This window comes from Sinorhizobium sp. (genome assembly GCF_059070375.1).
Map to the genome: position 1 here is coordinate 209531 of NZ_JCACWC010000001.1, position 23187 is coordinate 232717.

Here is a 23187-nt window from a genome sequence, read left to right on the forward strand (position 1 = left end):
GGTCACCCCAGCCGGACGCGCGGATCGGCCAGCGCGTAACAGATGTCGGTGATCAGGTTGACCACCACGACCATAATGGCGAAGAAGACCGTCAGGCCTCGGATGATGGGCAGATCACGCGACACGATCGCGTCGATCAGCAGGCTGCCGAGACCGGGGACGGAGAAGATCTTCTCCACCACGACCGTCCCGCCCACGATCCAGCTCACCCGCACGCCGATGATCGAGATCGTCGAGATTAGGCTGTTCGGCAGCACATGGCGAAGAAAGACCTCGTGGGCGCGCAGGCCTTTGGCACGCGCGGTGTCGATGTAGTCTGCCTTCATCGTGTCGATCAACGCCGCTCGAAGGCTTTGCTGTATCAGGGCTGCGGTCGAAAGCCCGACCACGAGCGATGGCAGGAACAGGCGGCCCAGATTGGCCACGAAACCGTCGCCCACGCCGCCTGTCGCGAACCAGCCCATGCGCAGCGCCAGCCAAATGATTAGCACATAGCAGAGCCAGAAAGGGGGCATGGCAATCACCACGACGAAGATCTGCCGGATGACATTGTCGATCACGCGCCCGCGGTTTGCCGCTGCCAGAATGGCAAAGGGCAAGGCGATGATGACGGCGATTGCGGTCGAATAGCCAACGATGGCGAGCGTGAACGGTAAGCGCTCCGCCACCAGATTGATGATCGGCTGCTTGTGGAAGATCGAGACTCCGAAACTGCCGGTCAGGCAATCGCGCAGGAAATAGAGGTACTGCATCCAGATTGGCTTATCCAGGCCCCAGAGTTCTCGCATTGTCTGCAGTTCCTCGGCGCTCGCCCGTGTTCCCATCGCGCGGGAGGCAGGATCGCCCGGCATGACCTGCAGAAGCAGGAAGCTGATGATCGTAATCCCGAGGAGCACGGGGATCAGCATCAGCAGACGTTTTGAGATTGCAAGTATCACGGAAGTTTACCGCCGGCTGCCCACACAGTTGGAGGAGCCTCCGCCCGCAGGGCGGAGGCGGTCGCATCATTTTTCGAGCTTGACTTCCTCGAGGCGGAAATTCGAGGTCGGAAGGATCTCGAAACCCTTGACGTAGTCCCGCACCGCCCAGGCCGACGACGGATGGTAGAGGAAGATGTAAGGCGCACCGTCATGCAGGATCTGGATCATTTCCCTGAACATGGCGCCGCGCGGCTCGCCGTCCACGGTCTTCCGCTCTTCGGCATAGAGGGCATTCAGACGCTCGTTCTTCCACTGCGTATGATAGGCGTTCGCCCGCTCAGGGTTGACGGCGACGAAGCCGATGATCTGGTCGGGGTCGATCGTGTCGGAGGTGGTGTAGGACACCGACATGTCATAGTTTCCGTCCTTCGTCGTTTCCCACTGGGTGCCGCCTTCCAGCATCTGCACCTTCAGCTTCACGCCGACCTGCTGGAGCATCGCCTGCAAGGCTATGGCGGCATTGCGGCTGGTCGCGGCGCCGGAATCGACGATAAGCTGCGCTTCGAACCCTTCCGCGTAGCCCGCATCGGCCAGCAGTTGCTTGGCCTTCGCCGGGTCGTAGGCGTAGGGCAGAAGATTCGGATCGGCATGGGCCATGACCGGCATGGCCGACGCCGCGGGCTTGCCGGCACCGTAGAGAACGCCCTGCACCAGGGCATTCTTGTCCACCGCATAGTTCAGGGCCTGGCGGACCCGTTCGTCGTCGAAGGGCTTGCGCGTCGTATTCAACTGCACGAAATCCGCCCGGTAGGGCGTGGTCTGACCCACGGAGATCCCATCCTTGCCGTCGAGGTTCTTGATCTGGTTCAGCGGCGGATCGAGCGCGACGTCCACCTCGCCGGCTTCCAGCTTGATGGCCCGTGCTGACGGCTCGGTGACGACCTCGAGCACCGCTTCGTCCACGAAAGGCTTGCCCTCCTGCCAGTAATACGGATTCTTCGTCAGCTCGACCCGCGAGCCGCGGACGCGCGACTTCAGCATGTACGGGCCGGAGCCGACCGGCGCCTCGAAGAACGCATCACCCTTGGCTTCCACCTGCCCCTTGGGCAGGATCGCCGCGGCGAATAGGGCAAGATTGTTGAATGCCGGTGTGAACGGTTCCCCCAGTTTCATGGTGATCTCGCGTGGATTGACGATCTCGAAGCTGGTGATCGGACGATAGAAACGTCCCCAGCCGGACGCCTCGGATGCGGCGCGCTGGATCGAGAATTTGACATCCTCGGCAGTCACCGGCGTACCGTTGGAGAACTTCGCGTCGCGGAGTTTGAAGTTCAGTGTCAGACCGTCGTCCGAAACGGTCCAGCTTTCGGCCAGTCCCGGTTCCAGCCCCTTTCCTGTCCTGTCCGGGCGGATCAGCGTGTCGAAGATCAGGAGCTGCGTCCATATCGAGCCATTGTCGCTGCTAGCGATCGGATCGAGGCTGACCGGATCGTAGCCCATTGCGACGCGCAGCGTTTCAGCGTGCGCAGCCATACCCGCCAGCGCAAACACGGAGGCGAGAAGCAGTCGTTTCAAATTCGCTCGAGGAAGCATGAAGAGGTTCTCCTAAACCTGTCGTGGAACATGTCCTGAACCGCTGCCGCCGGTCGCGCAGCCACATCGGATGACGGATCATGTTAGACAACGGCTGGGCAGCCGAATAATGATAAATGTGGTAGCGACTATCAGCAGGCTGATAAATGGATCTGAGACAAATCGAGCTTTTCGGCACGCTGATGCGGGTTGGAACGACCACCGAAACCGCGCGGCTCCTGGGCATTTCCCAGCCGAGCGTCAGCGGGCAGTTGAAACGGCTCGAAAGCCGGCTCGGTTTTGCCCTGTTTCACCGGACCGGCAACCGCCTAGAGCCGACGCAGGAGGCGAACGAGCTTTTCGCGCTCTCGATGACGATCTTCAACACGCACGCGCTGGTTCGCTCCAAGCTGCCCAGCCTGCGCAACCTTGCGTCACGACCAGTCGCGGTATCGGCGACGCCGGCTCTCGTGGAAACCTTTATCGGGCCGGCCCTGGTTCAAGCCGGATACCGGGATTGGAATAAGCGCATCGTGCTCAGGGTACACTCTCCGGAAGACGACCTTCGCACGGGTGATGCCGATGTCGGGCTGCAGATGGCGTTGCCGCCTAAGGCGGAATTTCAGGCATACAAGGTGGGCCAGACTACACTGGTGGCCGTCATGCGGGCGGACCATCCGCTCGCCCACTCCCGGGCGCTGACTTGCCCGGAACTGTCGGCGCAGCCCCTGATTTGTTACAATGCCGACTGGTCGCCGATGGGAGAAGCCATCCGGGGCGCCTTCGCCGCCCAGGGCCTAGCTTACGATCCGGTTTGCATGGTGCCTTTTTGCGCTAATGTCTGCAGCCTGGTGCTCGCCTGTGGCGGTGTCGGTATCGTTGATGCAATGACTGCACACGAGTATGCAACCCGTGGGCTCGTGCGGTGTCAGATCATCGGCATTCCCCCGATCTCGGTCATTGCCTTTCACCGGCGGGGCGAGCCGCTCAGGGCGCCGGTGCAGGGATTTCTGAGTGCACTTCGAAAACCAGCCCGTGAATGGGCATAACTTTCCACCGCATAGCCGTCGTGCCTGCCTGGAGACGGCTATTCGTCCCGAAATTTTCAGATTGGATCCGCCATGCGTGCCTCCGTCGTCCCTGGGCAAGAGGCGGACGAGCACTCACTCCGCGTTGCGCCACTAGCGGTCTCATTCAGGTTGATCGCACTAGGCGGAATGGGGGCCGACTGCGGACTGTCCGGTCCTGGAATATGCCCAGCCGATAGCTGCCGTTCGGCAAGCGACCCCATTTCTGCCGTTTATGATGGGAGGCAGGGCGCTTAAAGCGAACCTTGCACGTCGCTGTTATCTTGGATCATTTTCGCGACACAGTTGACAATTTTTGGGAAAATGCCGCTCTTGTCTTGCCTCTCGCGCTCACATCGGAGGCAAATCCATGAAGCATGTTCCCTATGTCGGCTCTGGCCCATACTGCTACGCAAATTCGTTCGCGATGATGTTCGGAGGGGATGCGCCGTCAACAGCGGCCATCGAGTTCGCGACCAGCAGCCCCTTCGGTATGCAGCTCGTGGGTGGCGCGCTGCCGTTCTTCGATCCCTATGGATGGACGCCCGAAGCCGGTTTCAACGACGCCCTCGACGCGATGGGCTGGACTTCGGCCGTCACCAAGGGCGGCAGCGCGGAGGATGCGCTTGCCCGGCTCAAATCGGCGCTCTCCGACGGCCCGGTCTGGGTTGGCCCGGTGGAGATGGGCTATCTTCGGCACCAGCCCGGCATGGATGGTCCCATAGGAGCGGACCACTATGTTGTCGTGCTTGCCGTTGATAACAGACAGGTGCGGATGCACGACCCGCAAGGCTATCCCTTCGCATCCCTGCCGCTGGATGATTTTTTAACCGCGTGGCGGGCGGAAACCCTCGACTATGGCGAGCCCTATACCATGCGGACCCATTTTCGCCGTGTGCGTGAGGTTGGGGAGAATGACATAATCCGGGCTTCGCTGCCCGCTGCGATGCGGTGGCTGTCGATGGAACACGCGCAGCACGTGCCAGAGGGCACCGTTGGCAATGATGAGGCCGCCGACCTGCTGGCAAGCATGATCGAGAACGGGTGCAGCGACGATCTACGTGGGCACCTGATCCACTTCGCCGTGCGCGTGGGCGCAAGGCGGCTTGCCGATGCGGCAAGATGCCTTGCCCGCGTCGGTCGATCTGACGCGGCCCAAATAGCCTCTGACTAAGCCGTTTTGATTGGCTCGCTGCAATACCCATTGGCGGTTGGGCGTGATGCAGAGGCGGCCGCCATCTTGCGAAAGCTCGCCCCGACGTACCCCCGTTTTCTATCCGCGCTTCAAGGCATGTCGCAGAAATCCTAAGTTTCGCGTCAAAATCGCCGGCGAACTCTGAGGAATTTCCGTCGCAAAAGTTAGGTGCCAAATTCGGTCCTGCGTGACCGATTTCTGCGACACGGTCATTGCTGCCTGGTACTTAGCGCCCTCGTAAGCCGCCGCTAGCACTACTCGGTAAGACGGTCCAGCAGTTCAGAAACGGCCCGTTCGTAGTTTCCATAATCCGGATCGATGTCTGCCTGCAGCGCGCTGCCGCTCGTCCCGTTCATCGCCACGGCAAGCGCCGCGCCGTGCGTATAGTCCACCAGAATATGGACCCATACCAAGGCCTGCGAAGGCGAAAGGCCAAGGTTGCCCAAGAGGCTCGCAAGGTTATCGGTGATCCGTCTAGCGTGTTGAGGGAACACGGCTGGCCGGTTGAAAATGGCAAGGGTCAAACCCGGATGGCGCACCACCTCCGACCGATATGCCCGCAACAAGCCCTCAATCCGAGATCGGACGGTTCCTCCCGAAGGTGGAGCAACATCGGCATAGACGGTGTCCGCCAATGCTCGGATCAATCCGTCCCGATCCTGGAAGTGGTGATAGATAGTCATAGGATTGACGCCCGCACGCAGGGCGACCGCGCGCATGGTGAGACTTTCAACCCCCCCAATGTCCAGCAGAGCCAGCGCCTCCGAAAGGATCTTTGCCGGCGAGACGCTTTCGTTATCGGCGCGCGGCCTGCCTCGGCTTCGCCTTGTCATTGCGCAATAGTGTAGGTCGATTGTACCAGCCCGGAAGAAAACGCGCGGGTGCTCACATGAGCGAGACGAATGTCGCGCGTGAGCGGGCCGAATAAGGGACGGCCGCTACCGAGCAGTATGGGAACGCGCGTGACCACCAGATCGCTGACCAATCCGTCCAAAAGGAAGGATTGGATGACACGTCCCCCATCGACATAGACACGACGACACCCTTCCGTTTCGAGCATCGCCATGGCTTGCTGTGGCGACTTTCCCGTGAAACGCACCTTACCGGTAAGATCGTCGGGAACCGACTGGTCCGCCAGGGTGGCTGAAAGGACGAGCACCGGGCGACTATAGAACCACGGTTTCATGTCGCGCACCGCTTCGAAGGTGCCTCGGCCCATGATTATGGCGTCGATGTCCTTGATGAAATCATTGTAGCCGTGGTCTTCGCCTGAAGCGTCATGCTCAAGCAACCATTCAATGTCGCCGTTATCGCGAGCGATGAACCCGTCCAGGCTGGTTGCAATAAAAATATGACCCGTAATCATCTCGCGCCCCTAAATTATACGACGTATAATTTATCTCCTTGTGCGAACTGTCAATACCCAGCGCGCACCGGAGCAGATCACCTACCAGACCGTCGACTTCACCAACGCTTGTTCGCTCGGACGCTCGAAGGTGGGCGGCGGAAAGGTCGTCGAAAGGCAGAAGAGGGATGAGTATCACCTCGGCCTCGATGAGAAAGGCGCACCAAGAAGGTGAACATCAAGGGCGGCACGAAGGAAGTAGAGGATCTGCAAGGATACTTGTCGGAGGATCTGCAAGGATACGTGTCGGAGGCTCTGAAGGCGATCATTGGACCTTTGATGACCAAGCAACGCGGCCCGCTTATGGCAGGTTTTAGGGTCGCCGGAGCCGCGCCGGAACGGCCGACATGAAGGCGCGATCCGGCCAAGTCGGCAGCCGGTCCGAAGGGATCAAGTCGCGGCCAGGGGCTGCCCCTGACCGTATTTCTAATCAGAATTGGTCCCGGCTGTCGCTTCTCACGTCGCCGTCCACCTGATGAGGAGCGTAGAGGTCGGCGCGAGCGCTTCGCCGCCAGGGCCGCGCCGGATGCTCCCGGTCAATTGTAACATCGGTGACGGAGATCGAAGTTGAGCCATCTGCCGCGCATTGGGCTGCCCAGCGGCCATCTGGCGATGCTATCCCAGCAGGAATAGCTACGCTTTGCGGCGCGTGAGCTGAGTAGCTGACCCAATACGTATTGCTGGTAGCGTGGCCTAACACCTCCGCGGCGAAAGCTGGGGCGGCGGAAGGGCTTTCGCCGGTAGTCGAGAACAGAACGCAATCTGCATCAAGCCGCTCATACTCCGTGAATAACTCTGGATAGTGTGATTCCATCCCGAGTGCGCAGCCGAACCGCACGCCGTCCACTTCGAATGTCACTGGAAGTTTTCCAGGCGAATACATGAAGGAAATTTTGGTGTTCGATAGCATGCGCTCGTCGTAGCGGGTCACCAGTCTTCCGCAATCTGATATGACGTAGAGGCTATTATGCGGCCGATGAGGAGGTGTAAGCTGATGGACGGACCCAAGCACCGTCCATAGCTTCAATTTCCTCGCCAGCTCGCTGGTGGCCGCCAATTCTGAACGCAAAGTCGCCCAGTCGTACCGTCCCCAGTCTGAGGGGCCGATCTCCTTGGGGCCGCTCTCTGACATAAGCCGCTTGTTGGGCGAGGATGTCGCACCTTCAGGGAAATGGATTACGCGAGCGCCTGCTCTATGAGCGTCCATCATCAGGGCGCGCAGCTCCGTCCCACTCGCTCGAAGCGCAGACTTGTCGCGAGGATCTTCAAATAGAGAGGTTTGCGCCACAGCAAGCCGTATTGCGTGGATGGCAAGCTTGGCCGACGGCTGGCGGATGTGGTGAAGAGCTGCGGTGTAAGATTTGCCTGTCTTTGCCGCGCGAGCGCGTACACGACGTTTGAGATTTCCGTTTTGGGTCATTGTGAGGCCTTTCACGTTCCGGACGTAGTTCCCCAGCAACCCGCCGAAACGATCGGACCAAGACAACCGACCCGAGACGTCAGTCCCTTTGCCTCTGTTCAAGACCATGCTGGGGGAGGTCTAGGAGGTTAGGCGTAGGCCACGCCGAACGAATGATGCGCCGCCCCGCACTGATTCGTCAATCAGCATTGATCACTCGCGAAGAACGCTTCTGGCGCGCTCCTAGCCAAGGCGGTAGTCGGCCCCGGTCACCGCGCCTCTCTTTGCGCCGCGCGGACTATTTCGGAGATGAAGGCACTCTTTCCCGACGTATAACGATCCCCATCATACGGAAACTGCGCCGCAAGCTGGTTTTTCAGGGCCAGGTATGCAGCAGCCACGTCGTCATGTTGACGAAGATGATTTCGGAAAAGCATCCGCTGTTCGTGGGTCTGGTTTGAGGGCGGGCAGAGGTAGACCCTGATCTGAGGCGCAGGGCGTTTCACAAGGAAAGCCCAAACATTGTCATCGTAGCGATTGCCACGCGGTTCGAATCCAGCCTTGATGAGGTTCGCGCTTGCGTCGGGAATGTCGGCCAACCCGGATAGGGTTACATCAATGTCGAGCATCGGCTTTGCGGCCAAGCCCGGTACAGCCGTGCTGCCTATGTGGTCGACAGCCAAGACGCATTTGCCAAGCGTTGTTCTTAGCAAAGCTTCAGCCGCTGAAAAATCCTTCAACCAATTCGTATCGTAAGGGACGAGTTCGACTAAGCTCGGCATGTGCGCATCCGTCAATATGGCGAACAACCGATGTTAGCCGATCCGGCCAGTGCATGTCTTCTATCGGCACTCAGCGACATGGCCGCTGTCGGTCCTTGGCCGTCATTGCTAGTCGGCCAACCTTTTCCGATAGCGGTGAGTGGAGACGACGAACTTCTGACTGATGCCAGGCGGTGCCCAGAGAGCATCGTCGAATGTGTCGATGAGGCACCAACCCTGTCGGATGTAAAAACGTTCGGCTCGGATGTTGCCCGCTGTGCAAAAAGCTCCGCCTGAGATACCCCGTCTTGCCGCAAAGCGTGTTCTGCGAAGCCCAACAAGGCAGACGCCACGCCGGTGCCCCGAGCGCCTACGCCAACGTAGAGTTTGACGACTTCGATCCCCATCAAGGAAACGAAACCAATCAGGTTGTCGCCTGATCGAGCAACGTAGAAAGTATCTGGCGCTTCCTTCAACCAGATGCGGAAGTGACTCTTGGTCCGGTAAACCAGAGCCTCTGGAGGAACCAGTTCGGCATGAGCGTCATGCCATCCCTGATGCCAAAGGTGAACTATCGCCTCCTCGTCTTCGGGGGCTGCTGGTTGAATGTCCATATGGCTTCGCTGTCGTTCTGAAGGATATCCAGGAAAATGGAGCTTACGTAAAGCCCCATGGATGACAACCCGAAAGACGTGGCCGCTCATGGCGCACAGGCGGCGTGACGCCGCTTTCAGAACCATGTCTGCTTTCCGCCAGGCGCGATGACTTCCGCTATGACCGACATGAAGGCGCGAAGCTGCCGATGGCGATCACGCACTCAATGGCCGCCACCGAACGTCAAATCCCCGCGCTGCCGCGCAGCGCGTCGATGACGGCCCGGAGCCCCGCTGAGATGTGCTTGCGCGTCGGATAATAGATGTAGAGCCAGTTCTCCGGGGCGATCCATGCCTCCAGGCAATTGACCAGCCGTCCGCTTGCAATATACGGCCGCGCCCGATCCTCCCAGACATAGGCGAGTGCGACCCCGGCGAGCGCCGCTTCGATCATCAATTCGTGATCATGCAGAGCGATAGGCCCGGTCGGCTCGAACTCGACGTCGCTTCCATCGCGGTTGAACCACCATGGATAGTGCGCGCCCGTCGCGAACATGTTCCGAATGCAGACATGCTGCTTCAGGTCGTCCGGCGTGGTCGGCATCGGCCGGCGCGCGAAATAAGCGGGAGACCCGACCACGGTGAAGCGCAGCCGTCGATTGATCCTCACAGCAGTCATGCCCTCGTGCAGGCTCTCGCCGAGACGGATGCCAGCGTCGAACCCTTCCTGCACGATGTCGACGAGGCGATCGGTTGCGATGACCTCCAACACCAGTTTCGGATTCCGTTCGACCAGCGTGCCTATGATTGGTCCGAGCACGAAGGGAGCGATCGAATTCGGGGCATTGATGCGGACCTTGCCGAAGGGCGTGTCGCGGTACTGGTTGAGGGCGTCGAGTGCCGAGCCAATGCTATTGAACGCGGGGGACAGGTCCGCCAGCAGCATGGCACCGGCGTCGGTCAATGACACGCTTCGGGTGGTGCGGTTGAGCAGGCGAATGCCTATGCGAGCCTCGAGATTGGCCACGGCATGGCTGATCGCGGAGGCCGTCACGCCTCGCTCTTCGCTTGCCTTTCGGAAGCTGCGATGCCTCGCCACCGCATCGAAGGCCGCGAGTTCCGCGAAATCGGTCGTTCGCATTACTGAACCTCATTCATGGTTGATCTGAGAATTATCAATCTAATCAGTTCAATTGAAAAGGCTCAAATTGCTCCCGTCAGCCGATCGCGATTGGCGAACAAGGGAAACAGATATGACCATCATCACAGAAACGATAACGGCCGATCAGGCGCGTCACGCGATTGCCTCTGCCGGAGCCTGCGCCGAGCGGATCGGCGTGGTAGCCAACATCGCCGTGCTGGACGCCGGGGCGCACTCAATGCGTTCGTCCGCATGGACGCCGCGGTCCTCGGATCGATTGATCTCGCCATGCGCAAAGCCCCCACTGCGGCGCTGTTCGCCGTCAGCAGCGAAGCCGTGTGGAAATATTGCAAGCCGGGAGCGCCAGCGCACAACCTGGAAGCCAGCAACGGCGGCCTGGCCCCCTTTGCGGGCGGTCTGCCGATCCACGGTGCCAATGGCGCGATGATCGGCGCGATTGGCGTGTCCCGGCGGTGCAGTACCGCAAGACCTCGAAATCGCCGAGGCCGCGGTAACCGTGCTCCTTGGCTGACACCCGCCTTCTGCCTCTTCCTCACAGTTCACAAAGGACCATTCCATGATCAAAACCATTCTCATCACCGGCGCTGGCTCTGGTTTCGCTGAAGCCGCCGCCATCGGCATGGCCAAGGCCGGTCACAACATCATTGCCACCGCGCAGATCGCTCCCCAGGTTGCGGCGCTACGGAACAAGGTGGCCGAACTCGGCCTCGACAATATCCGGGTGGAGAAACTCGATCTGCTCGATCCCTACGACGTGGCCTTCGCCCAACGCTTCGACATCGATGTCCTCTGGAACAACGCCGGCATCGGCGAGAGCGGTCCGATCAGCGAGATCCCGATCGACCTCGTCCGCCGCAACTACGAAACCAACGTCTTCAAGCCGCTCGAACTCACGCAGGGCTTCATCGCCAAATGGATGAAGCAGAAGAAGCGCGCGAAGATCGTCTTCACCTCATCGATGGGTGGTCTGTTCACCCCGGCCGGCTGGGGCACCTATGTGTCGACCAAGCACGCGCTGGAGTCTATCGCCGAAGCCATTGCCCAGGAGGTCGCTCCCTTCGGCATCAAGGTCCAGACCATCAATCCCGGCGCCTATCTGACCGGCTACAACGAGACGATGGCAGACACGGCGTTCCGCTGGCTGGACGACAACAGGAACTTCACCAAGCGCGATGAGCTGCGCGCCACCTTCGACGCGCTGCTGGCGTCACCGCAAGGGCACCTCGATCCACAGGAGATGATCGACCGCATGATCGCGATCGTGCCGGCGGACACGGGCAAGTTCCGCAATGTGTGCCCGCAGTTCGTTGAGGACATGCTGAAGGAAGCGCAAGCCACGGCTTGGACGGCGGAAATCTGATCCTCCCCTCAATCCCGGAGCGGCGGCCCGGCAAACGGGGCCGCTCCCTTTCACAAGGAAGTTTACCATGAAAAACTGGTTCATCACGGGCGCGTCGCGCGGTTTCGGCGCCCTCATTGCCGAACGGGCGCTGGCCAAGGGAGATGCCGTCGTCGCGACCGCCCGCAGCGCACAGGCGATCACCGATCGCTTCGCCAGCCATCCCAATCTGCTTGCCGTTTCCCTTGACGTCACGAACGAAGATCAGGCCGCTGCCGCCGCCGCTGCCGCGACCGAGCGTTTCGGCCGGATTGACATCCTCTTGAACAATGCCGGGTTCGGGTTGATGGGCGCAGTGGAGGAGGCCACCGCGGCGGAGATCGAAGCGGTGTATCGCACCAATGTGTTCGGATTGCTGAACGTGACCCGCGCGGTCCTGCCCCATATGCGCGAAGCGCGGTCAGGCCGCATCCTCAACATCTCTTCGATCGGCGGCTATCGCGGCGCGGCAGGATTTGGCGTGTATAGCTCGACTAAGTTCGCAGTCGAGGGACTGTCCGAAGCGTTGCACGCAGAGCTTGCTCCGCTCGGCATTCATGTGACGGTGATCGAGCCGGGTTATTTCCGAACCGATTTCCTCGACGCCTCCTCGCTGTCAACCAGTCCCGCCCGGATAGCGGACTATGACGGCACCGCTGGCAGGGTTCGGCGGGCTGCGCTCGAGCTCAACCATAGCCAGCCGGGCGACCCGTCCAAACTCGCCGATGTGTTGGTCGCTTTCGTCGATACGGCCAACCCGCCGGTGCGGCTACCGCTGGGCAGCGACACCGTCGCCGCCATCGAGGCGAAACACGCCGCGGATGCCCGCATCCTCGCGGAATGGCGGAGCGTTTCGGTGTCGACCGACTTCTGATGGAAGGAGAATGCCTTCCTGAATCGCGTTAGCGCAGTGATACGTGGTGCATACCACAAATCACATTGTTGAAGCATGACGATCGCTCCGTGTCCGGCGCCCACGACCTGCAGCGTGGTCGCCGGACATGTCTGCTTTTAAGGAGCCGGCAAAGACGTACTTAAAGGCCGGGATGGGGGCGCACAGCAGCCATACGCGCTTCGCCTGTGAGAGTGTGCTTCGGGCCGATTTGCGCCGTAGCGCGAGCAAATTCGGATGGCTGCAACGGGTCGATCTTTCCGGTTCCCTCAGTCGCGAGAGGGTGGTGAGCGGAAGTCTGTCGAGAGGGGGCTAAGAGGCCGTTATGCGCCGTCATCTCAGGCGTTCGATGAGCCAGGGTTCAGGCCTGGAAACAGTCGGCCCGTTTTCTTGATTGTGACGATGAGGCCTTGATACGGCAAGGCGTCCTCCGGCCTTTAAGCTTGACAGAGCCTACGCACGACGCTTCAGGTAAGGTGCAGTGCCTTCTCAAGTGGTTCCAGAGCGAAGGCCACGCAGTCGGACAATGGTCGCGCAGAACCCGGGAGCTCTCTTAGCTCCCAATAGGATCCTGGCTCGCCTTTACGGCGCTCGTCAATTCAACCGCCGACCGGAAGAGCCATCGAACACATGAAGAGCGTCTGGGTTTGGGCGCACGTGGATCAGATCGCCGACGCTGATGGTACTCTCGCGGGGAAACTCTACCGTCAGCATACGCGCGTCGCCGGTTTCCAGATAGCCATAAGTCTGGCTGCCCAATCGCTCAGCCACAGCAAGTTTTCCGCCGAACCATGCTTCTTCTGGAGCGCAGACGACAAGATCCTCGGGGCGGATTCCAACGGTTGCGGTCGCGGCTCGCAGTTCATGTGCGGTCTCGTTCCCAAGCTTGATTGTGCGGCTCTTCAGCCGAACTGCGATCTCATCGCCATGGGTGACGACTTCCGCGGAGATAGTGTTCATCGTCGGGCTGCCAATGAAGCGGGCGACAAAGAGGCTGGCTGGACGGCGGTACAGCTCCAGCGGCGGGCCCACCTGCTCGACGCGCCCGGCATTCAGCACCACAATGCGGTCCGCTAGCGTCATCGCCTCGACCTGGTCGTGCGTGACGTAGACTGTCGTCGCCTTCATGCGGTTATGCAGCTTCGCGATCTCCAGCCGCATTTCTACCCGCAGCGCTGCATCAAGGTTCGACAGCGGTTCATCAAAAAGGAAAGCGGAAGGCTCCCTCACGATGGCGCGGCCCATGGCGACGCGCTGGCGCTGACCTCCCGATAGCTGAGCCGGCCGACGGTCGAGAAATGGTTGGATCTGAAGGATCTCGGCCGCCTGCGCCACGCGCTGCCTGATCATCGCTTCGTCAGCCCCGCGCATCTTGAGTCCGAATGCCATGTTCTCGCGCACGCTCATATGCGGGTAGAGGGCATAATCCTGGAACACCATCGCGATGTCTCGCTGGGATGGCGGAAGCGCGTTCACCAGCTTTCCTCCAATATCGAGTCTGCCTCCGGAAATTTCCTCAAGCCCCGCAATCATGCGCAGTAGAGTAGATTTGCCGCAGCCGGAAGGACCTACCAGAACGAGGAACTCACCACTTTCTATGTCGATATCAATGTCATGGATGACCTGTAGCGAGCCATAGGATTTCCGAATCTGCGCCAAGCTGATTGCCGTCACGGTTTGGTCCTCCAAAAGGTCAGCTTTAAGCCTTGACCTCCATTATCGATATCAATATCAATAATCGCAGGAAAGATGGTTGGCAACTCCGCGGACGCACATGAAGTACTTTTCGGCCCATTCACATTCGCGAGCCGCAAAACCGGCGAAGTCGGCGGCCGCCTTCAATGCGCTCAAGCGGGACATCATGCTCGGAGTGCTTCCTGCCGGCGCGTCACTGACGGAACTTGATCTTGCCGCCCATTTCTCATGCAGCCAGGGAACCGTGCGCGAGGCGCTGCTGCAATTGCAGGAGGAGGGGCTTGTGCGTCGGCAGGGGCATCGGGGCACGCAGGTTTCTGAATGCACTGAAGCCGAAGCGGTGGAGATGTTCCGCGTGCGCCAGCAGATCGAGTGCAGCGGCATTCTGCGTACGCTGCAGATGCCGAGCCGTACGCTTGTTGCCGATCTAAAGGCTTTGTTCGCCGAGATGCTGCAGGCGGCGACCATTGGCGACGAGCTTGAGCTCGCCTCTCTCGACCGCGATTTCCATCGTCGCATCTTTCAGGATGCTCAACTCCCGGCGCTGGACCCGATCTTGCACCGCTGTCTGGTGCATAATCACCGCTTCAAGATTTCACGCAGCACCAGTCCCCGCGATCTTGTCGCAACAGCGCAGCGTCACGGCCCGATCATTGAAGCGGTGGAGAGTGGGGCCGTGGAAAGGGCGAGTGAAGCACTTCGGCACCACATCGCGACCATCGTGGACCTCGGTCCCGACGTTTTCCCGGATGCGAGCCAATGAACGCGTCTCCCCACATGTCCCGGCTTTCTCCCGAAATGGCCGCGCTCCTTGACCGCGTCGAGCGAGAAACCGGCCAGCAACCGGATCCGACGACGCTGCCTCCTGCGCAGGGGAGGGCGCTGACTGCACAGAGCAATCGCCGCTGGAACCTCGATCTCCCCGAGATGGCTGCTGTGGGCGAAGCCTGGGTCGACGCGGATGAAATCCTTGGTTCTGCGCGCGTGCGGCTGAAGGTTCTCGTGCCGCCAGATCATCGGCCGGGCGCGGTCTTCTTCGTGCATGGCGGCGGTTTCGCGTTTTGCAGCCCCGAGACCCATGAGCGCTGTGCGCGGGTCCTTGCGCTGGAGTGCAGCCTGCCAGTGCTGCTGCCGGACTATCGGCTGTCGCCCGAATATCCTTATCCCGCGGGCCTGATGGACGTTGTCGCAGCGTTCCGCTCCGCCTTTGCCGTCACCGGCGCGTTCGGCGTCGGTGACGGCCCTCTCATCCTTGCAGGCGACTCGGCGGGTGCCAACCTGGCGCTGGCCGCCATGCTTCACGCGCAAGCCACAGTGAAGACCGCTGCGGCCGGCGCACTGTTTTTCTATGGAACCTATGCTGGCAATTTTCGTACGCAATCCTACTGCGATTTCGAGAATGGACCGGGTCTGACGACCGCAAAGATGCAACGCTATTGGCACTGGTATGTCGGCCACCGAGATATGTCAGCCGACCCCTTGGCCTGTCCGCTCGTCGCTTCGGACGAAACACTGAAGGCCCTGCCGCCACTTCACCTGATGGCCGCAGGTGTCGATCCGCTGCTTTCCGACAGCATCCTGCTGCACGCCCGCCTCAAGAGCCTCGGGCGCAGCGATACTCTGACGGTCGTGCCGGGTGTTACGCACGGCTTTCTACAGAATACCCTCGATCTGGCTGCCGCGCGGGAGGCGCTGGTGGCCGCGGGGGCGGCGGCAAAACGAATGGCTGCCGGTAACTGACGTGGGTTTTCAGAGGAGGAGACAATGAAAAACTGGAAGAAACTGGCAATCGGCGCTGCGTTCGCGACGTCGCTTCTCGCAGGCACTGCATCGGCGGAAACTGTCCGCTTCTGGTATCACTTCGACAATCCCGAAAATCCGATGGATGATCTGGTCGCCAAGTTCGAGGCCGCCAATCCGGGCATCGAGATCGAGGCGGAAAACGTTCCTTGGAACAGCTATTACGATAATCTCTACACCGCGCTTGTCGGGGGCAATGCCCCGGATGCTGCCATGGTGAAGCTGTTTGCGCAGCCGCGTCTCATCGAAATGGGAGCGCTGGAGCCGATCGACGAGCGCATCGATGCCTGGCCCGGCAAGGCGGACCTGCTCGACAACCTGCTGGAACTCAACAAGGGTCCGGACGGCCAGCAGTATTATCTACCGATCCAGTACGTCGTGCTTTATCTCTATTATCGCGCCGACCTCTTCGAGCAGGCGGGCCTAAAGCCGCCTGCGACCTGCGAGGAGTTCCGCGACGCGGCAATAAAGCTCACCAAGGCGCCTGAGACCTACGGCTTCGGCCTGCGCGGCGGAAAGGGTGGATGGGACCAGTGGGGCGCCTTCGTGCTCTCGCAGGGCGCCAAGCTCGAGTCCGGTGGTCTAACGACGCCGGAGGCGATTGCCGCCAACCAGTGGCTGATCGATCTCTTCCAGAAGGACAAGGTCATTCCGCCATCGGCACCGAACGATGGCTTCCAGGAAATCACCGGTGCCTTCAAGAATGGCACGACGGCGATGACGATCCATCACATCGGCTCTTCCAACGACATGGTCAAGGCGCTCGGCGACAAGGTCTCCGCCGTGCCGGTGCCGGAATGCGGCGGTGGACGCTGGACGTCCTACGGCGATGAGTCCTTGGCTATCTTCACTTCGTCGGAGGTGAAGGATGCGGCGTGGAAGTGGATATCCTTCTTGGCCGAGGGTGACAACAACGTGGCCTTCAACAAGGCGACCGGCCAGATGACCGTGACGAAGAGCGGCGCAGAAAATTGGACGCTGCATGAGCGTCGTTTCGTGGACGCGACAGTTCAGTCACTGCCGTTCGCCCATGTGCTGCCGCAGAATACGGCGACGTCGGAGTTCGTCAATACGGCCTGGCAGACGGCGATGCAGCAAGCGCTGACCGGCCAGATCACCTCCGAGCAGATGATGCAGCAGCTCGAGGCGCTATTCGCGCAGCAGTAACCCTCCGGAGGGAGCAGTCTGCACACGCTCCACCTTGTCATCCGCCCGCCCGAACCTCAGGGCGGATGGCTTTCGAATGCCAACTGCCGGGAACGACCGCATGACCGCGACAACCGCTCCATCTCCGACGACGCCTGCCATTCCGACGCCCTGGAGCGTGCGGCTGATGCCATACATGCTGCTGGCGCCGGCCGTGGTCGTCACGCTGTTCATCGTCTTCTTTCCCATGGCCCAGGCGGTCTTCACCAGTCTCTACGATCTTGTCCTGTGGAAGCCGAACGCCAGCCGTTTCGTCGGGTTCGGGAATTATGTGAAGCTCTTCGCCGATCCCGTCTTCTGGACTGCGCTCGGCAATACCGCCATCTGGATCGGCCTGACAGTGCCGCTTCAGATGGGGCTCGGCCTGTTGACTGCGCTGCTGCTCAACCGGGAATTCCCCTGGCGGGGACTTGCGCGCGCCCTCATCATCATTCCGTGGGCCCTGCCGAGCGTGGTGATCGCGTTGATGTGGCGCTGGATCTACGATCCCAATACGGGCGTCTTAAACGATATCCTCATCTATCTCTCCGTCGTGCAGTCCGCCGTGCCGTGGCTTGCCGATCCGAATCTAGCGCTTTATGCGATCATAGCGACGCTCACCTGGCAGGGCTTACCCTTCTTCGCCGTCATGATCCTTGCCGGCCTCCAGGGAATTCCACGGAGCCACTATGAGGCCGCGTCCATCGACGGCGCCTCTCCATGGCGCCAGTTCGTGCATATCACGCTGCCTGGTATCGCCCCGGTGCTGGCGACGGCGGGACTGCTTCGCGTCATCTGGGTCGCCAATTCCATGGACGTCATTTTCGTCATGACCGGCGGCGGCCCGGGCTATGCAACCCATACCCTGCCGCTCTACGCCTTCGTCCGCGCCCGCCAGAACCTCGATTTCGGCTACGGCACGACGATCGCCGTGACTTTCACGATCCTGCTCGGCGCGATCGTCGCCGTCTATCTTGCCCGTACCATGCGGGAGGTTGAGCGATGAACAGACCCTCCACGTTCCGCCGTATCCTCACCACCGACCTGCCGGTACTCTTGATCGTGCTCTTCGCCATGGGGCCCTTCGTCTGGATGGTGCTGACTTCGCTGACGCCGACGGAGGCGCTGAACGCCACCGGCGTTTCCGTCTCGCCCGCCGGCTGGAGCCTCGACAACTATGTGCGCCTGCTCCAGCAGACTTCCTTCCTCGACAACATGCTCGACAGCCTGATCATAGCCTGCGGCACAGTGGTGCTCGGCCTTGCCGTCGCGGTGACGGCGGCCTACGCCTTCTCGCGCTTCCGCTTTGCGGGCCGCAAGCTTCTGATGTTGCAGTTCCTGCTCATCAACATGTTCCCGATCGTGCTCCTGATCCTGCCGCTCTTCGTGCTGATGCGGAAGGCTGGCATTCTCGACACCCATTTCGGCCTGATCCTCGCCAATGCAACGGTCGCCATTCCCTTCGCGGTCTGGATGCTAACGAGCTATGTCGGCGCGATCCCGAAAAGCCTTGACGAGGCGGCGATGATCGACGGCTGCTCGCGGCTGACGGCATTGCTCCGGGTCGTGCTGCCACTCACGATACCAGGCATTATCTCCACCGGCATCTACATCTTCATCACGGCCTGGAATGAATATCTCTACGCGCTGACGCTCGGCGGCAGGAACGTCCGTCCGGTCACGGTGGCGATCCAGACGCTGATCGGAGAATACCAGATCGAATGGGGCCTGCTTGCGGCGGGCGCCGTCGTCGGCGCGATGCCGGCCACCATCCTTTTCCTTCTCGTGCAGCGCCGCCTGATCGGCGGGCTGACCCAAGGCGCGGTGAAGGGCTGAACCGAGTGAAAGAGGACAGACAATGAACCCCGTCGGGTTGATCTCCATGCAATATGCGCGGCCGTTTACGTCGGAGCATTTCCCGCTGTTTTCCGAGATGAAAAGGCTCGGCTACGATTTCGTCGAGCTTCTTGTGCCTGAACCGGGCGAGCTCGACCTGAAGGAGGCGCGCCATGCGCTCGAGGCTGCCGAGCTCCAGGTCGTTCTCGCCGCCCGCGTCAACCTGCAGCGCAATCTTTCGTCGGATGATCCGGGCGCGCATCGCGCCGGCGTCGACTACCTCAAATATGCGGCCGATTGCGCCGCAGCTCTCGGCGCCACGATCGTCGGCGGGCCGCTCACGGGCAACCCGCTCGTCTTTGCCGGTCGGCCGCCGCAGCCGGTGAGCGAGGAGGAGCGCTTTTCCCGCAAGACTCGCTGCGTCGCGGGTTTGAAGGAAGCGGGCGATCATGCTGCCAGACTGAACGTCGTACTGGCGGTCGAGCCGCTCAACCGCTTCGAAAGCGACGTGCTCTGCACCACACAGCAGGCGATTGAACTGCTCGACGCTGTCGATCATCCAGCCATCCAGCTCATGCTCGACACGTTCCACATGCACATGGAGGAAGCCTCCATTGCCGAAGCGATCCGACTCGGCGGAAAGCGCGTCGTGCATTTTCAGGCCAACGAGAACCACCGCGGCTTTCCCGGTACCGGGGCGACGGATTGGGTCGAGGTATTCCGCGCGCTCCATGATATCGGTTATGGCGGCCCGATCTCGCTCGAACCCTTCCGTCGCAACGACGACCGCTTCGGCGTTCCCTTTGCGCAGTGGCGTGCTCCGCACGAGGACGAGAGCGAGCGTCTCGCCGCGAGTGCCGCATTCATCAAGTCCCACATCCTGCTTACGGAATTTCGTCGATGACACTCAAAATCGGTTGGATTGGCTGCGGCGTCCACGCCACTCAAATGCTGCTTCCGCAGCTCGTTCGCCATGATGTGCAGATCGGCGCGCTCTGCGATATCGACCGCAATCGTCTGACCTCCGCCGGGCGGCAGTTCGGCGTCTCAAACCTGACGAGTGATGCGGAGGAGCTCATACGCCGCTCCGACATCGACGCCGTCGGCATGGCGGTGGGGCCGGACCAGCATCTCCTGTTCGGCAAGATGGCGCTAGAGCGGGGCCTTCCCGTCTTCATGGAAAAGCCACCGTCCGGTAGCGCCGCCGGGGCACGCGAACTGCTCGCTGCCTCGGAAAAGTCGGGCAAGCCGCTGCTTCTCGGCTTCATGAAGCGCTATTCAGCAGGCAACAAGATTGCGGCTAACATCCTGCGGTCTGGTCATTTCGGGGAAATCTACGGCCTTACCGGCTACTACATGACCGCGCCCGGCTATTTCGCAGGCAATGTCGACTATACCGGCTTCTTCCTGCATCACTGTGTGCATTACATGGACCTCGTCTCCTTCCTCGTCTCGCCGGTCACCAAGCTGACGGCGCGCAAGGTCGAGAAGGGCAGGGGCAAGGTGCTCTTCCATGTGAACTTCGATTTCGAATGCGGCGCCATCGGCACGATCGCCATGGGCACCGCGCAATCGCGCGGCGCGCCCGTCGAACGCATCGAAATTATGGGCGATCACCAGCGCATCGAGGTCGACAACGTCATCGACGTACGCTGGAACCGCAACCCGCCCTTTAAGGTCGACGATCCCGCTGCCACGCTTAACGATGCCGTCGACACTTTAATCTGGAAACCCAACTTCACTGCGGCCGCCAACGAGGACCCAAAGGGTTACCATTCGCTGCTCGCCGACGTTATCCCGGCGTTAGCGGGACATAAAACTTCGGCCCCGACCATCGCAGACGGCGTGATTGCCATGGAACGTCTCGAAGCATTGCGCCGCGAGTTGGCGTTGTAGTGTTGGGTCAAGGCATGACAAGGTTGCGTCACAGCGGACACTGTCGAAGGGCGTCGCCGCGCGAGCGCATCGAGATCAACCTCAACGCCGTAACCTACGGCAGGGTGCCCGTCTCAGCCTCTCAGTGTTGCTAAGACTATGACGATCGCGAGAGCAGTGTCCAGCACGAAGCAGAACTCGGCCATCGACCGTACGACGACTTTGTTTTTGACGTGGTGATAGACGTCCCAGCCGGCATGCGCGACCAGTCCCGCCGCTACCAGCAGCGCTCCCACAAAGGGGCTGATAAAGAGGGCCACGGTGGCTAAACCGCCGAAGGCACTCATTGCGATGGCTTGCAGCGGCAGTTCGCGGTTAGGACGTCTCAGAGCGCGGATCACGCCATAGACCGCAAAGAGGGCGGCGAGGATAAGCATCGCCCATGTCGCATCGAAAGGTATGAGGCCGAACCTTGCGACGGTGATCACTACAACCGATAGCAGGAATACCGGCCAGGAAACCCACGGAATCTCCAAGGCAGCCGCTGCCAGGTACACGAGGCCCGAGGCGACGACGATCGCAGCCAAGTCCGTGCCGTGCTCCGAACCATTGAGCAGATCGACCGAAACGAAAGCCGCGAATGCCAGGCCGATAGCCGTGGGCCACCATTGTATCGACTGCCAGCCCGACGTGGGGGATTCGGGCGCTGACTTTGATGGTTGCGATGCTTCAGTCATGATTACTCCTCCCTGCGGTGGTGGTCCTTGGCCGACCACCAGTGTGAACACTAGCAGGCACACAGAGTTGGCAGGAATGACAAAAAGATGGTAATTCCTGCCAGTGCCTTATCATATCGTCATTGTCGTCTATCAAGACTTCGAATTGCTGGATGCGACCGGCCCGGCTTCCGTTTTCGCATCCGCCAACCACGCACTCGCAGAGGATGGAGAGCCTGGACGCTATGCCGTGCATTTGGCCTCGCCGACCGGCGGTGCGGTGCCGAGTAGCAGCGGGGTCATCGTCGAAACCAAAGCATTGGCGAAGGTGCCACGAGAGGTTGACACAATCCTGGTGGCCGGGGCCGACGCCGGCGCGGTCACGGCAGCAACCCGGACGCCGGAACTAGGGCGGTGGTTGTCGCGGATCGCCTCGTCCGTCAGACGACTCGGGTCGGTTTGCGCCGGCTCCTTTGTGCTCGCAGCGGCGGGACTGGTGGACGGTAAACGTGTTGCCACACACTGGAGCGCCTGCGAAGCGCTCGCGCGACTCTACCCCTCCCTTGCGGTCGACGCCGATGCACTCTATGTCGTCGACGGCAACGTCTGGACATCGGCGGGAGTGACCACCGGTATTGACATGGCCCTCGCCATGGTCAGCGAGGATCTCGGCAGCGCGCTTGCCAGTCGGGTCGCCAAGCGCCTAGTCCTCTACGCACGCCGTCCCGGCTATCAGTCTCAGTTCAGCCCGCTGCTGCTTGCCCAGGCGAAAGCCGATGCTCCTCTCGCAGATCTCCTGGTGTGGGCACAAGCCAATCTCGATACCGCGCTGGATGTGCCGAGCCTTGCGGCCAGGGTTGGCCTCTCGGAGCGGACGTTTTACAGACGGTTTGTCGCCGCGATCGGCGAGACGCCGGCACAGTATATCGAGACCGTCCGGCTGGACGCGGCGCGTATCTTGCTCTCCCAAGAACTTCCGTTGAAGGAAATCGCAAGGCGGGTGGGGCTTGCGCCGACCGCACGCTTCACGCAGGTCTTCCAAAGACGCTTCGGGGTGACGCCGCGACTCTTCCGTGAAACCCATACGAACAGGTGAGCCATGTTAGACGCAAAGCTCAGCTGAACTCATACTCAAACAAATGTCCGTCAATTGGCCTAATGAGGCGAGTGAAGTGAAACGAACGGAAATGATTATCTCTTCAAGCGCAGGACCATGATTAACTCGTCATTCTCCGCATCGTGACCCAGTAAGCCGTTCGGAATGCGGCCAACCTCTAGGAATCCGTGACGCTGATAGAAGCGTATCGCTGCCGAATTGTCGGCATTTACGGCAAGCTCCAGCTGCTGGGCTCCGCGGTCTCGTGCATGCTCCGTAACCTCATGCAAAAGGGTTGCCGCAACCCCGGTCCCTCGTTCGCCTTTCCGCACATACACGCTGACAAGCCTTGCACGATGCGCCATTTTCCTTGCACGCTCAAATCTTAGCCCCATCATGCCGACGGGCTGCCCGCTTCGGAACGCGACAAAGATCGGCTGGTCGAGATGTCGGCGCCACTCGCGGTCGGAGAGATGGACCCAATCGCCATATACACTCGCAAACGAAAGCGGTTCATGTGAAAGCGCCTCCAGGCGTATGCGGCGAAATACGTCTACGTCCCGGACTGACAGGCGTCTGATTGCCGCCTCTTCTTCAATCGACACATCGACCTCCAACAAAAGTTCCAGGTCAGGTCGGA

At 60.7% G+C, this 23187-nt stretch carries 23 protein-coding genes and 1 pseudogene; 13 read left to right on the plus strand and 11 right to left on the minus strand.

The genetic code is table 11. The features are described from left to right. Nucleotides 1-2: 2 nt before the first annotated feature. Both AC5J09_RS01005 and AC5J09_RS01010 read right to left on the minus strand, forming a co-directional pair. On the minus strand, nucleotides 3-938 hold the full coding sequence (locus tag AC5J09_RS01005; RefSeq protein ID WP_275598401.1) for an ABC transporter permease: 936 nt from the start codon (nucleotides 936-938) through the stop codon (nucleotides 3-5). A 66-nt stretch (nucleotides 939-1004) separates the two neighbouring features. Further along, entirely contained in the window at nucleotides 1005-2513 is a 1509-nt protein-coding gene (locus AC5J09_RS01010; protein WP_494296611.1) for an ABC transporter substrate-binding protein, read from the minus strand. Between the two features lie 146 nt (nucleotides 2514-2659). Here AC5J09_RS01010 and AC5J09_RS01015 point away from each other — a divergent pair, with 146 nt between their 5' ends. Together AC5J09_RS01015 and AC5J09_RS01020 are read left to right on the plus strand one after the other, a co-directional pair. After that, complete coding sequence (locus AC5J09_RS01015; RefSeq protein ID WP_275598399.1) at nucleotides 2660-3541, plus strand: LysR family transcriptional regulator; 882 nt, start codon at nucleotides 2660-2662, stop codon at nucleotides 3539-3541. Between the two features lie 388 nt (nucleotides 3542-3929). Further along, nucleotides 3930-4868, plus strand: a pseudogene (locus AC5J09_RS01020) (YobF C-terminal domain-containing protein). Between the two features lie 140 nt (nucleotides 4869-5008). Here the strand turns inward: AC5J09_RS01020 and AC5J09_RS01025 are convergent. The 6 genes from AC5J09_RS01025 to AC5J09_RS01050 all read right to left on the minus strand — a co-directional run bounded on the left by AC5J09_RS01025 (nucleotide 5009) and on the right by AC5J09_RS01050 (nucleotide 10053). Then, nucleotides 5009-5587, minus strand: coding sequence for a TetR/AcrR family transcriptional regulator (locus AC5J09_RS01025; RefSeq protein ID WP_338280648.1), 579 nt, complete (start codon nucleotides 5585-5587; stop codon nucleotides 5009-5011). After that, nucleotides 5584-6120, minus strand: a complete 537-nt coding sequence (locus AC5J09_RS01030; protein WP_324765162.1) for a dihydrofolate reductase family protein — start codon at nucleotides 6118-6120, stop codon at nucleotides 5584-5586. The genes AC5J09_RS01025 and AC5J09_RS01030 overlap by 4 nt, the downstream gene beginning before the upstream one ends. A gap of 469 nt (nucleotides 6121-6589) precedes the next feature. Continuing rightward, nucleotides 6590-7579 carry a carbon-nitrogen hydrolase family protein gene (locus AC5J09_RS01035; RefSeq protein WP_494296612.1) on the minus strand — a complete coding sequence of 330 codons (990 nt, stop codon included), beginning with the start codon at nucleotides 7577-7579 and terminating at the stop codon, nucleotides 6590-6592. Nucleotides 7580-7827: 248 nt separating this feature from the next. Beyond that, nucleotides 7828-8340, minus strand: coding sequence for a GrpB family protein (locus tag AC5J09_RS01040; protein ID WP_494296613.1), 513 nt, complete (start codon nucleotides 8338-8340; stop codon nucleotides 7828-7830). An 11-nt stretch (nucleotides 8341-8351) separates the two neighbouring features. Continuing rightward, nucleotides 8352-9059 (minus strand): GNAT family N-acetyltransferase, encoded by a 708-nt coding sequence (locus tag AC5J09_RS01045; RefSeq protein WP_494296614.1) that lies wholly within the window; start codon nucleotides 9057-9059, stop codon nucleotides 8352-8354. A gap of 97 nt (nucleotides 9060-9156) precedes the next feature. Next, a complete protein-coding gene (locus tag AC5J09_RS01050; RefSeq protein WP_494296615.1) occupies nucleotides 9157-10053 on the minus strand; it encodes a LysR family transcriptional regulator in 897 nt (298 codons plus the stop codon). A 252-nt stretch (nucleotides 10054-10305) separates the two neighbouring features. On the opposite strand from AC5J09_RS01050, the gene AC5J09_RS01055 reads away from it, so the two are divergent. The 3 genes from AC5J09_RS01055 (at nucleotide 10306) to AC5J09_RS01065 (ending at nucleotide 12326) form a co-directional block, all read left to right on the plus strand. Then, nucleotides 10306-10677, plus strand: a complete 372-nt coding sequence (locus AC5J09_RS01055; RefSeq protein WP_494297040.1) for a GlcG/HbpS family heme-binding protein — start codon at nucleotides 10306-10308, stop codon at nucleotides 10675-10677. Beyond that, nucleotides 10631-11434, plus strand: a complete 804-nt coding sequence (locus AC5J09_RS01060; protein WP_275598390.1) for an SDR family oxidoreductase — start codon at nucleotides 10631-10633, stop codon at nucleotides 11432-11434. Before AC5J09_RS01055 ends, AC5J09_RS01060 begins: the two co-directional genes overlap by 47 nt. Before the next feature lie 67 nt (nucleotides 11435-11501). Continuing rightward, nucleotides 11502-12326 carry an oxidoreductase gene (locus AC5J09_RS01065; protein ID WP_494296616.1) on the plus strand — a complete coding sequence of 275 codons (825 nt, stop codon included), beginning with the start codon at nucleotides 11502-11504 and terminating at the stop codon, nucleotides 12324-12326. Between the two features lie 612 nt (nucleotides 12327-12938). On the opposite strand, the gene AC5J09_RS01070 is transcribed toward AC5J09_RS01065, so the two are convergent. Continuing rightward, nucleotides 12939-14018, minus strand: a complete 1080-nt coding sequence (locus AC5J09_RS01070) for an ABC transporter ATP-binding protein (protein WP_494296617.1) — start codon at nucleotides 14016-14018, stop codon at nucleotides 12939-12941. A 187-nt stretch (nucleotides 14019-14205) separates the two neighbouring features. Between AC5J09_RS01070 and AC5J09_RS01075 the strand changes: the two genes are divergently transcribed. The 7 genes from AC5J09_RS01075 (at nucleotide 14206) to AC5J09_RS01105 (ending at nucleotide 20756) form a co-directional block, all read left to right on the plus strand. Further along, nucleotides 14206-14802, plus strand: coding sequence for a GntR family transcriptional regulator (locus AC5J09_RS01075; RefSeq protein ID WP_494296618.1), 597 nt, complete (start codon nucleotides 14206-14208; stop codon nucleotides 14800-14802). Further along, a complete protein-coding gene (locus AC5J09_RS01080) occupies nucleotides 14799-15779 on the plus strand; it encodes an alpha/beta hydrolase (RefSeq protein WP_494296619.1) in 981 nt (326 codons plus the stop codon). Before AC5J09_RS01075 ends, AC5J09_RS01080 begins: the two co-directional genes overlap by 4 nt. A 24-nt stretch (nucleotides 15780-15803) precedes the next feature. Continuing rightward, the gene (locus tag AC5J09_RS01085; protein WP_494296620.1) at nucleotides 15804-17006 is read left to right on the plus strand and encodes an ABC transporter substrate-binding protein; all 1203 of its coding nucleotides are present in this window, start codon (nucleotides 15804-15806) and stop codon (nucleotides 17004-17006) included. 100 nt (nucleotides 17007-17106) lie between these two features. Then, a complete protein-coding gene (locus tag AC5J09_RS01090; protein WP_494296621.1) occupies nucleotides 17107-18030 on the plus strand; it encodes a carbohydrate ABC transporter permease in 924 nt (307 codons plus the stop codon). Continuing rightward, complete coding sequence (locus tag AC5J09_RS01095) at nucleotides 18027-18860, plus strand: carbohydrate ABC transporter permease (RefSeq protein WP_018098107.1); 834 nt, start codon at nucleotides 18027-18029, stop codon at nucleotides 18858-18860. Before AC5J09_RS01090 ends, AC5J09_RS01095 begins: the two co-directional genes overlap by 4 nt. Nucleotides 18861-18882: 22 nt before the next feature. Further along, nucleotides 18883-19764 (plus strand): sugar phosphate isomerase/epimerase family protein, encoded by an 882-nt coding sequence (locus tag AC5J09_RS01100; protein WP_494296622.1) that lies wholly within the window; start codon nucleotides 18883-18885, stop codon nucleotides 19762-19764. Next, nucleotides 19761-20756, plus strand: a complete 996-nt coding sequence (locus AC5J09_RS01105) for a Gfo/Idh/MocA family protein (RefSeq protein ID WP_494296623.1) — start codon at nucleotides 19761-19763, stop codon at nucleotides 20754-20756. Before AC5J09_RS01100 ends, AC5J09_RS01105 begins: the two co-directional genes overlap by 4 nt. 113 nt (nucleotides 20757-20869) lie before the next feature. On the opposite strand, the gene AC5J09_RS01110 is transcribed toward AC5J09_RS01105, so the two are convergent. Next, on the minus strand, nucleotides 20870-21472 hold the full coding sequence (locus AC5J09_RS01110) for a hypothetical protein (protein ID WP_029961246.1): 603 nt from the start codon (nucleotides 21470-21472) through the stop codon (nucleotides 20870-20872). Nucleotides 21473-21575: 103 nt separating this feature from the next. On the opposite strand from AC5J09_RS01110, the gene AC5J09_RS01115 reads away from it, so the two are divergent. After that, nucleotides 21576-22547, plus strand: coding sequence for a GlxA family transcriptional regulator (locus AC5J09_RS01115; RefSeq protein ID WP_494296624.1), 972 nt, complete (start codon nucleotides 21576-21578; stop codon nucleotides 22545-22547). A gap of 95 nt (nucleotides 22548-22642) precedes the next feature. On the opposite strand, the gene AC5J09_RS01120 is transcribed toward AC5J09_RS01115, so the two are convergent. Continuing rightward, nucleotides 22643-23164, minus strand: a complete 522-nt coding sequence (locus tag AC5J09_RS01120; protein WP_494297041.1) for a GNAT family N-acetyltransferase — start codon at nucleotides 23162-23164, stop codon at nucleotides 22643-22645. Nucleotides 23165-23187: the final 23 nt, after the last annotated feature.

Excerpts from the sequence above, each read along its gene's own strand:
- AC5J09_RS01010 (WP_494296611.1), bottom strand. The coding sequence starts at position 2,513 with ATGCTTCCTCGAGCGAATTTGAAACGACTGCTTCTCGCCTCCGTGTTT.
- AC5J09_RS01015 (WP_275598399.1), top strand. The coding sequence starts at position 2,660 with ATGGATCTGAGACAAATCGAGCTTTTCGGCACGCTGATGCGGGTTGGA.
- AC5J09_RS01025 (WP_338280648.1), bottom strand. The coding sequence starts at position 5,587 with ATGACAAGGCGAAGCCGAGGCAGGCCGCGCGCCGATAACGAAAGCGTC.
- AC5J09_RS01030 (WP_324765162.1), bottom strand. The coding sequence starts at position 6,120 with ATGATTACGGGTCATATTTTTATTGCAACCAGCCTGGACGGGTTCATC.
- AC5J09_RS01035 (WP_494296612.1), bottom strand. The coding sequence starts at position 7,579 with ATGACCCAAAACGGAAATCTCAAACGTCGTGTACGCGCTCGCGCGGCA.
- AC5J09_RS01040 (WP_494296613.1), bottom strand. The coding sequence starts at position 8,340 with ATGCCGAGCTTAGTCGAACTCGTCCCTTACGATACGAATTGGTTGAAG.
- AC5J09_RS01045 (WP_494296614.1), bottom strand. The coding sequence starts at position 9,059 with ATGGTTCTGAAAGCGGCGTCACGCCGCCTGTGCGCCATGAGCGGCCAC.
- AC5J09_RS01050 (WP_494296615.1), bottom strand. The coding sequence starts at position 10,053 with ATGCGAACGACCGATTTCGCGGAACTCGCGGCCTTCGATGCGGTGGCG.
- AC5J09_RS01055 (WP_494297040.1), top strand. The coding sequence starts at position 10,306 with ATGGACGCCGCGGTCCTCGGATCGATTGATCTCGCCATGCGCAAAGCC.
- AC5J09_RS01060 (WP_275598390.1), top strand. The coding sequence starts at position 10,631 with ATGATCAAAACCATTCTCATCACCGGCGCTGGCTCTGGTTTCGCTGAA.
- AC5J09_RS01065 (WP_494296616.1), top strand. The coding sequence starts at position 11,502 with ATGAAAAACTGGTTCATCACGGGCGCGTCGCGCGGTTTCGGCGCCCTC.
- AC5J09_RS01075 (WP_494296618.1), top strand. The coding sequence starts at position 14,206 with ATGCTCGGAGTGCTTCCTGCCGGCGCGTCACTGACGGAACTTGATCTT.
- AC5J09_RS01080 (WP_494296619.1), top strand. The coding sequence starts at position 14,799 with ATGAACGCGTCTCCCCACATGTCCCGGCTTTCTCCCGAAATGGCCGCG.
- AC5J09_RS01085 (WP_494296620.1), top strand. The coding sequence starts at position 15,804 with ATGAAAAACTGGAAGAAACTGGCAATCGGCGCTGCGTTCGCGACGTCG.
- AC5J09_RS01090 (WP_494296621.1), top strand. The coding sequence starts at position 17,107 with ATGACCGCGACAACCGCTCCATCTCCGACGACGCCTGCCATTCCGACG.
- AC5J09_RS01095 (WP_018098107.1), top strand. The coding sequence starts at position 18,027 with ATGAACAGACCCTCCACGTTCCGCCGTATCCTCACCACCGACCTGCCG.
- AC5J09_RS01100 (WP_494296622.1), top strand. The coding sequence starts at position 18,883 with ATGAACCCCGTCGGGTTGATCTCCATGCAATATGCGCGGCCGTTTACG.
- AC5J09_RS01105 (WP_494296623.1), top strand. The coding sequence starts at position 19,761 with ATGACACTCAAAATCGGTTGGATTGGCTGCGGCGTCCACGCCACTCAA.
- AC5J09_RS01110 (WP_029961246.1), bottom strand. The coding sequence starts at position 21,472 with ATGACTGAAGCATCGCAACCATCAAAGTCAGCGCCCGAATCCCCCACG.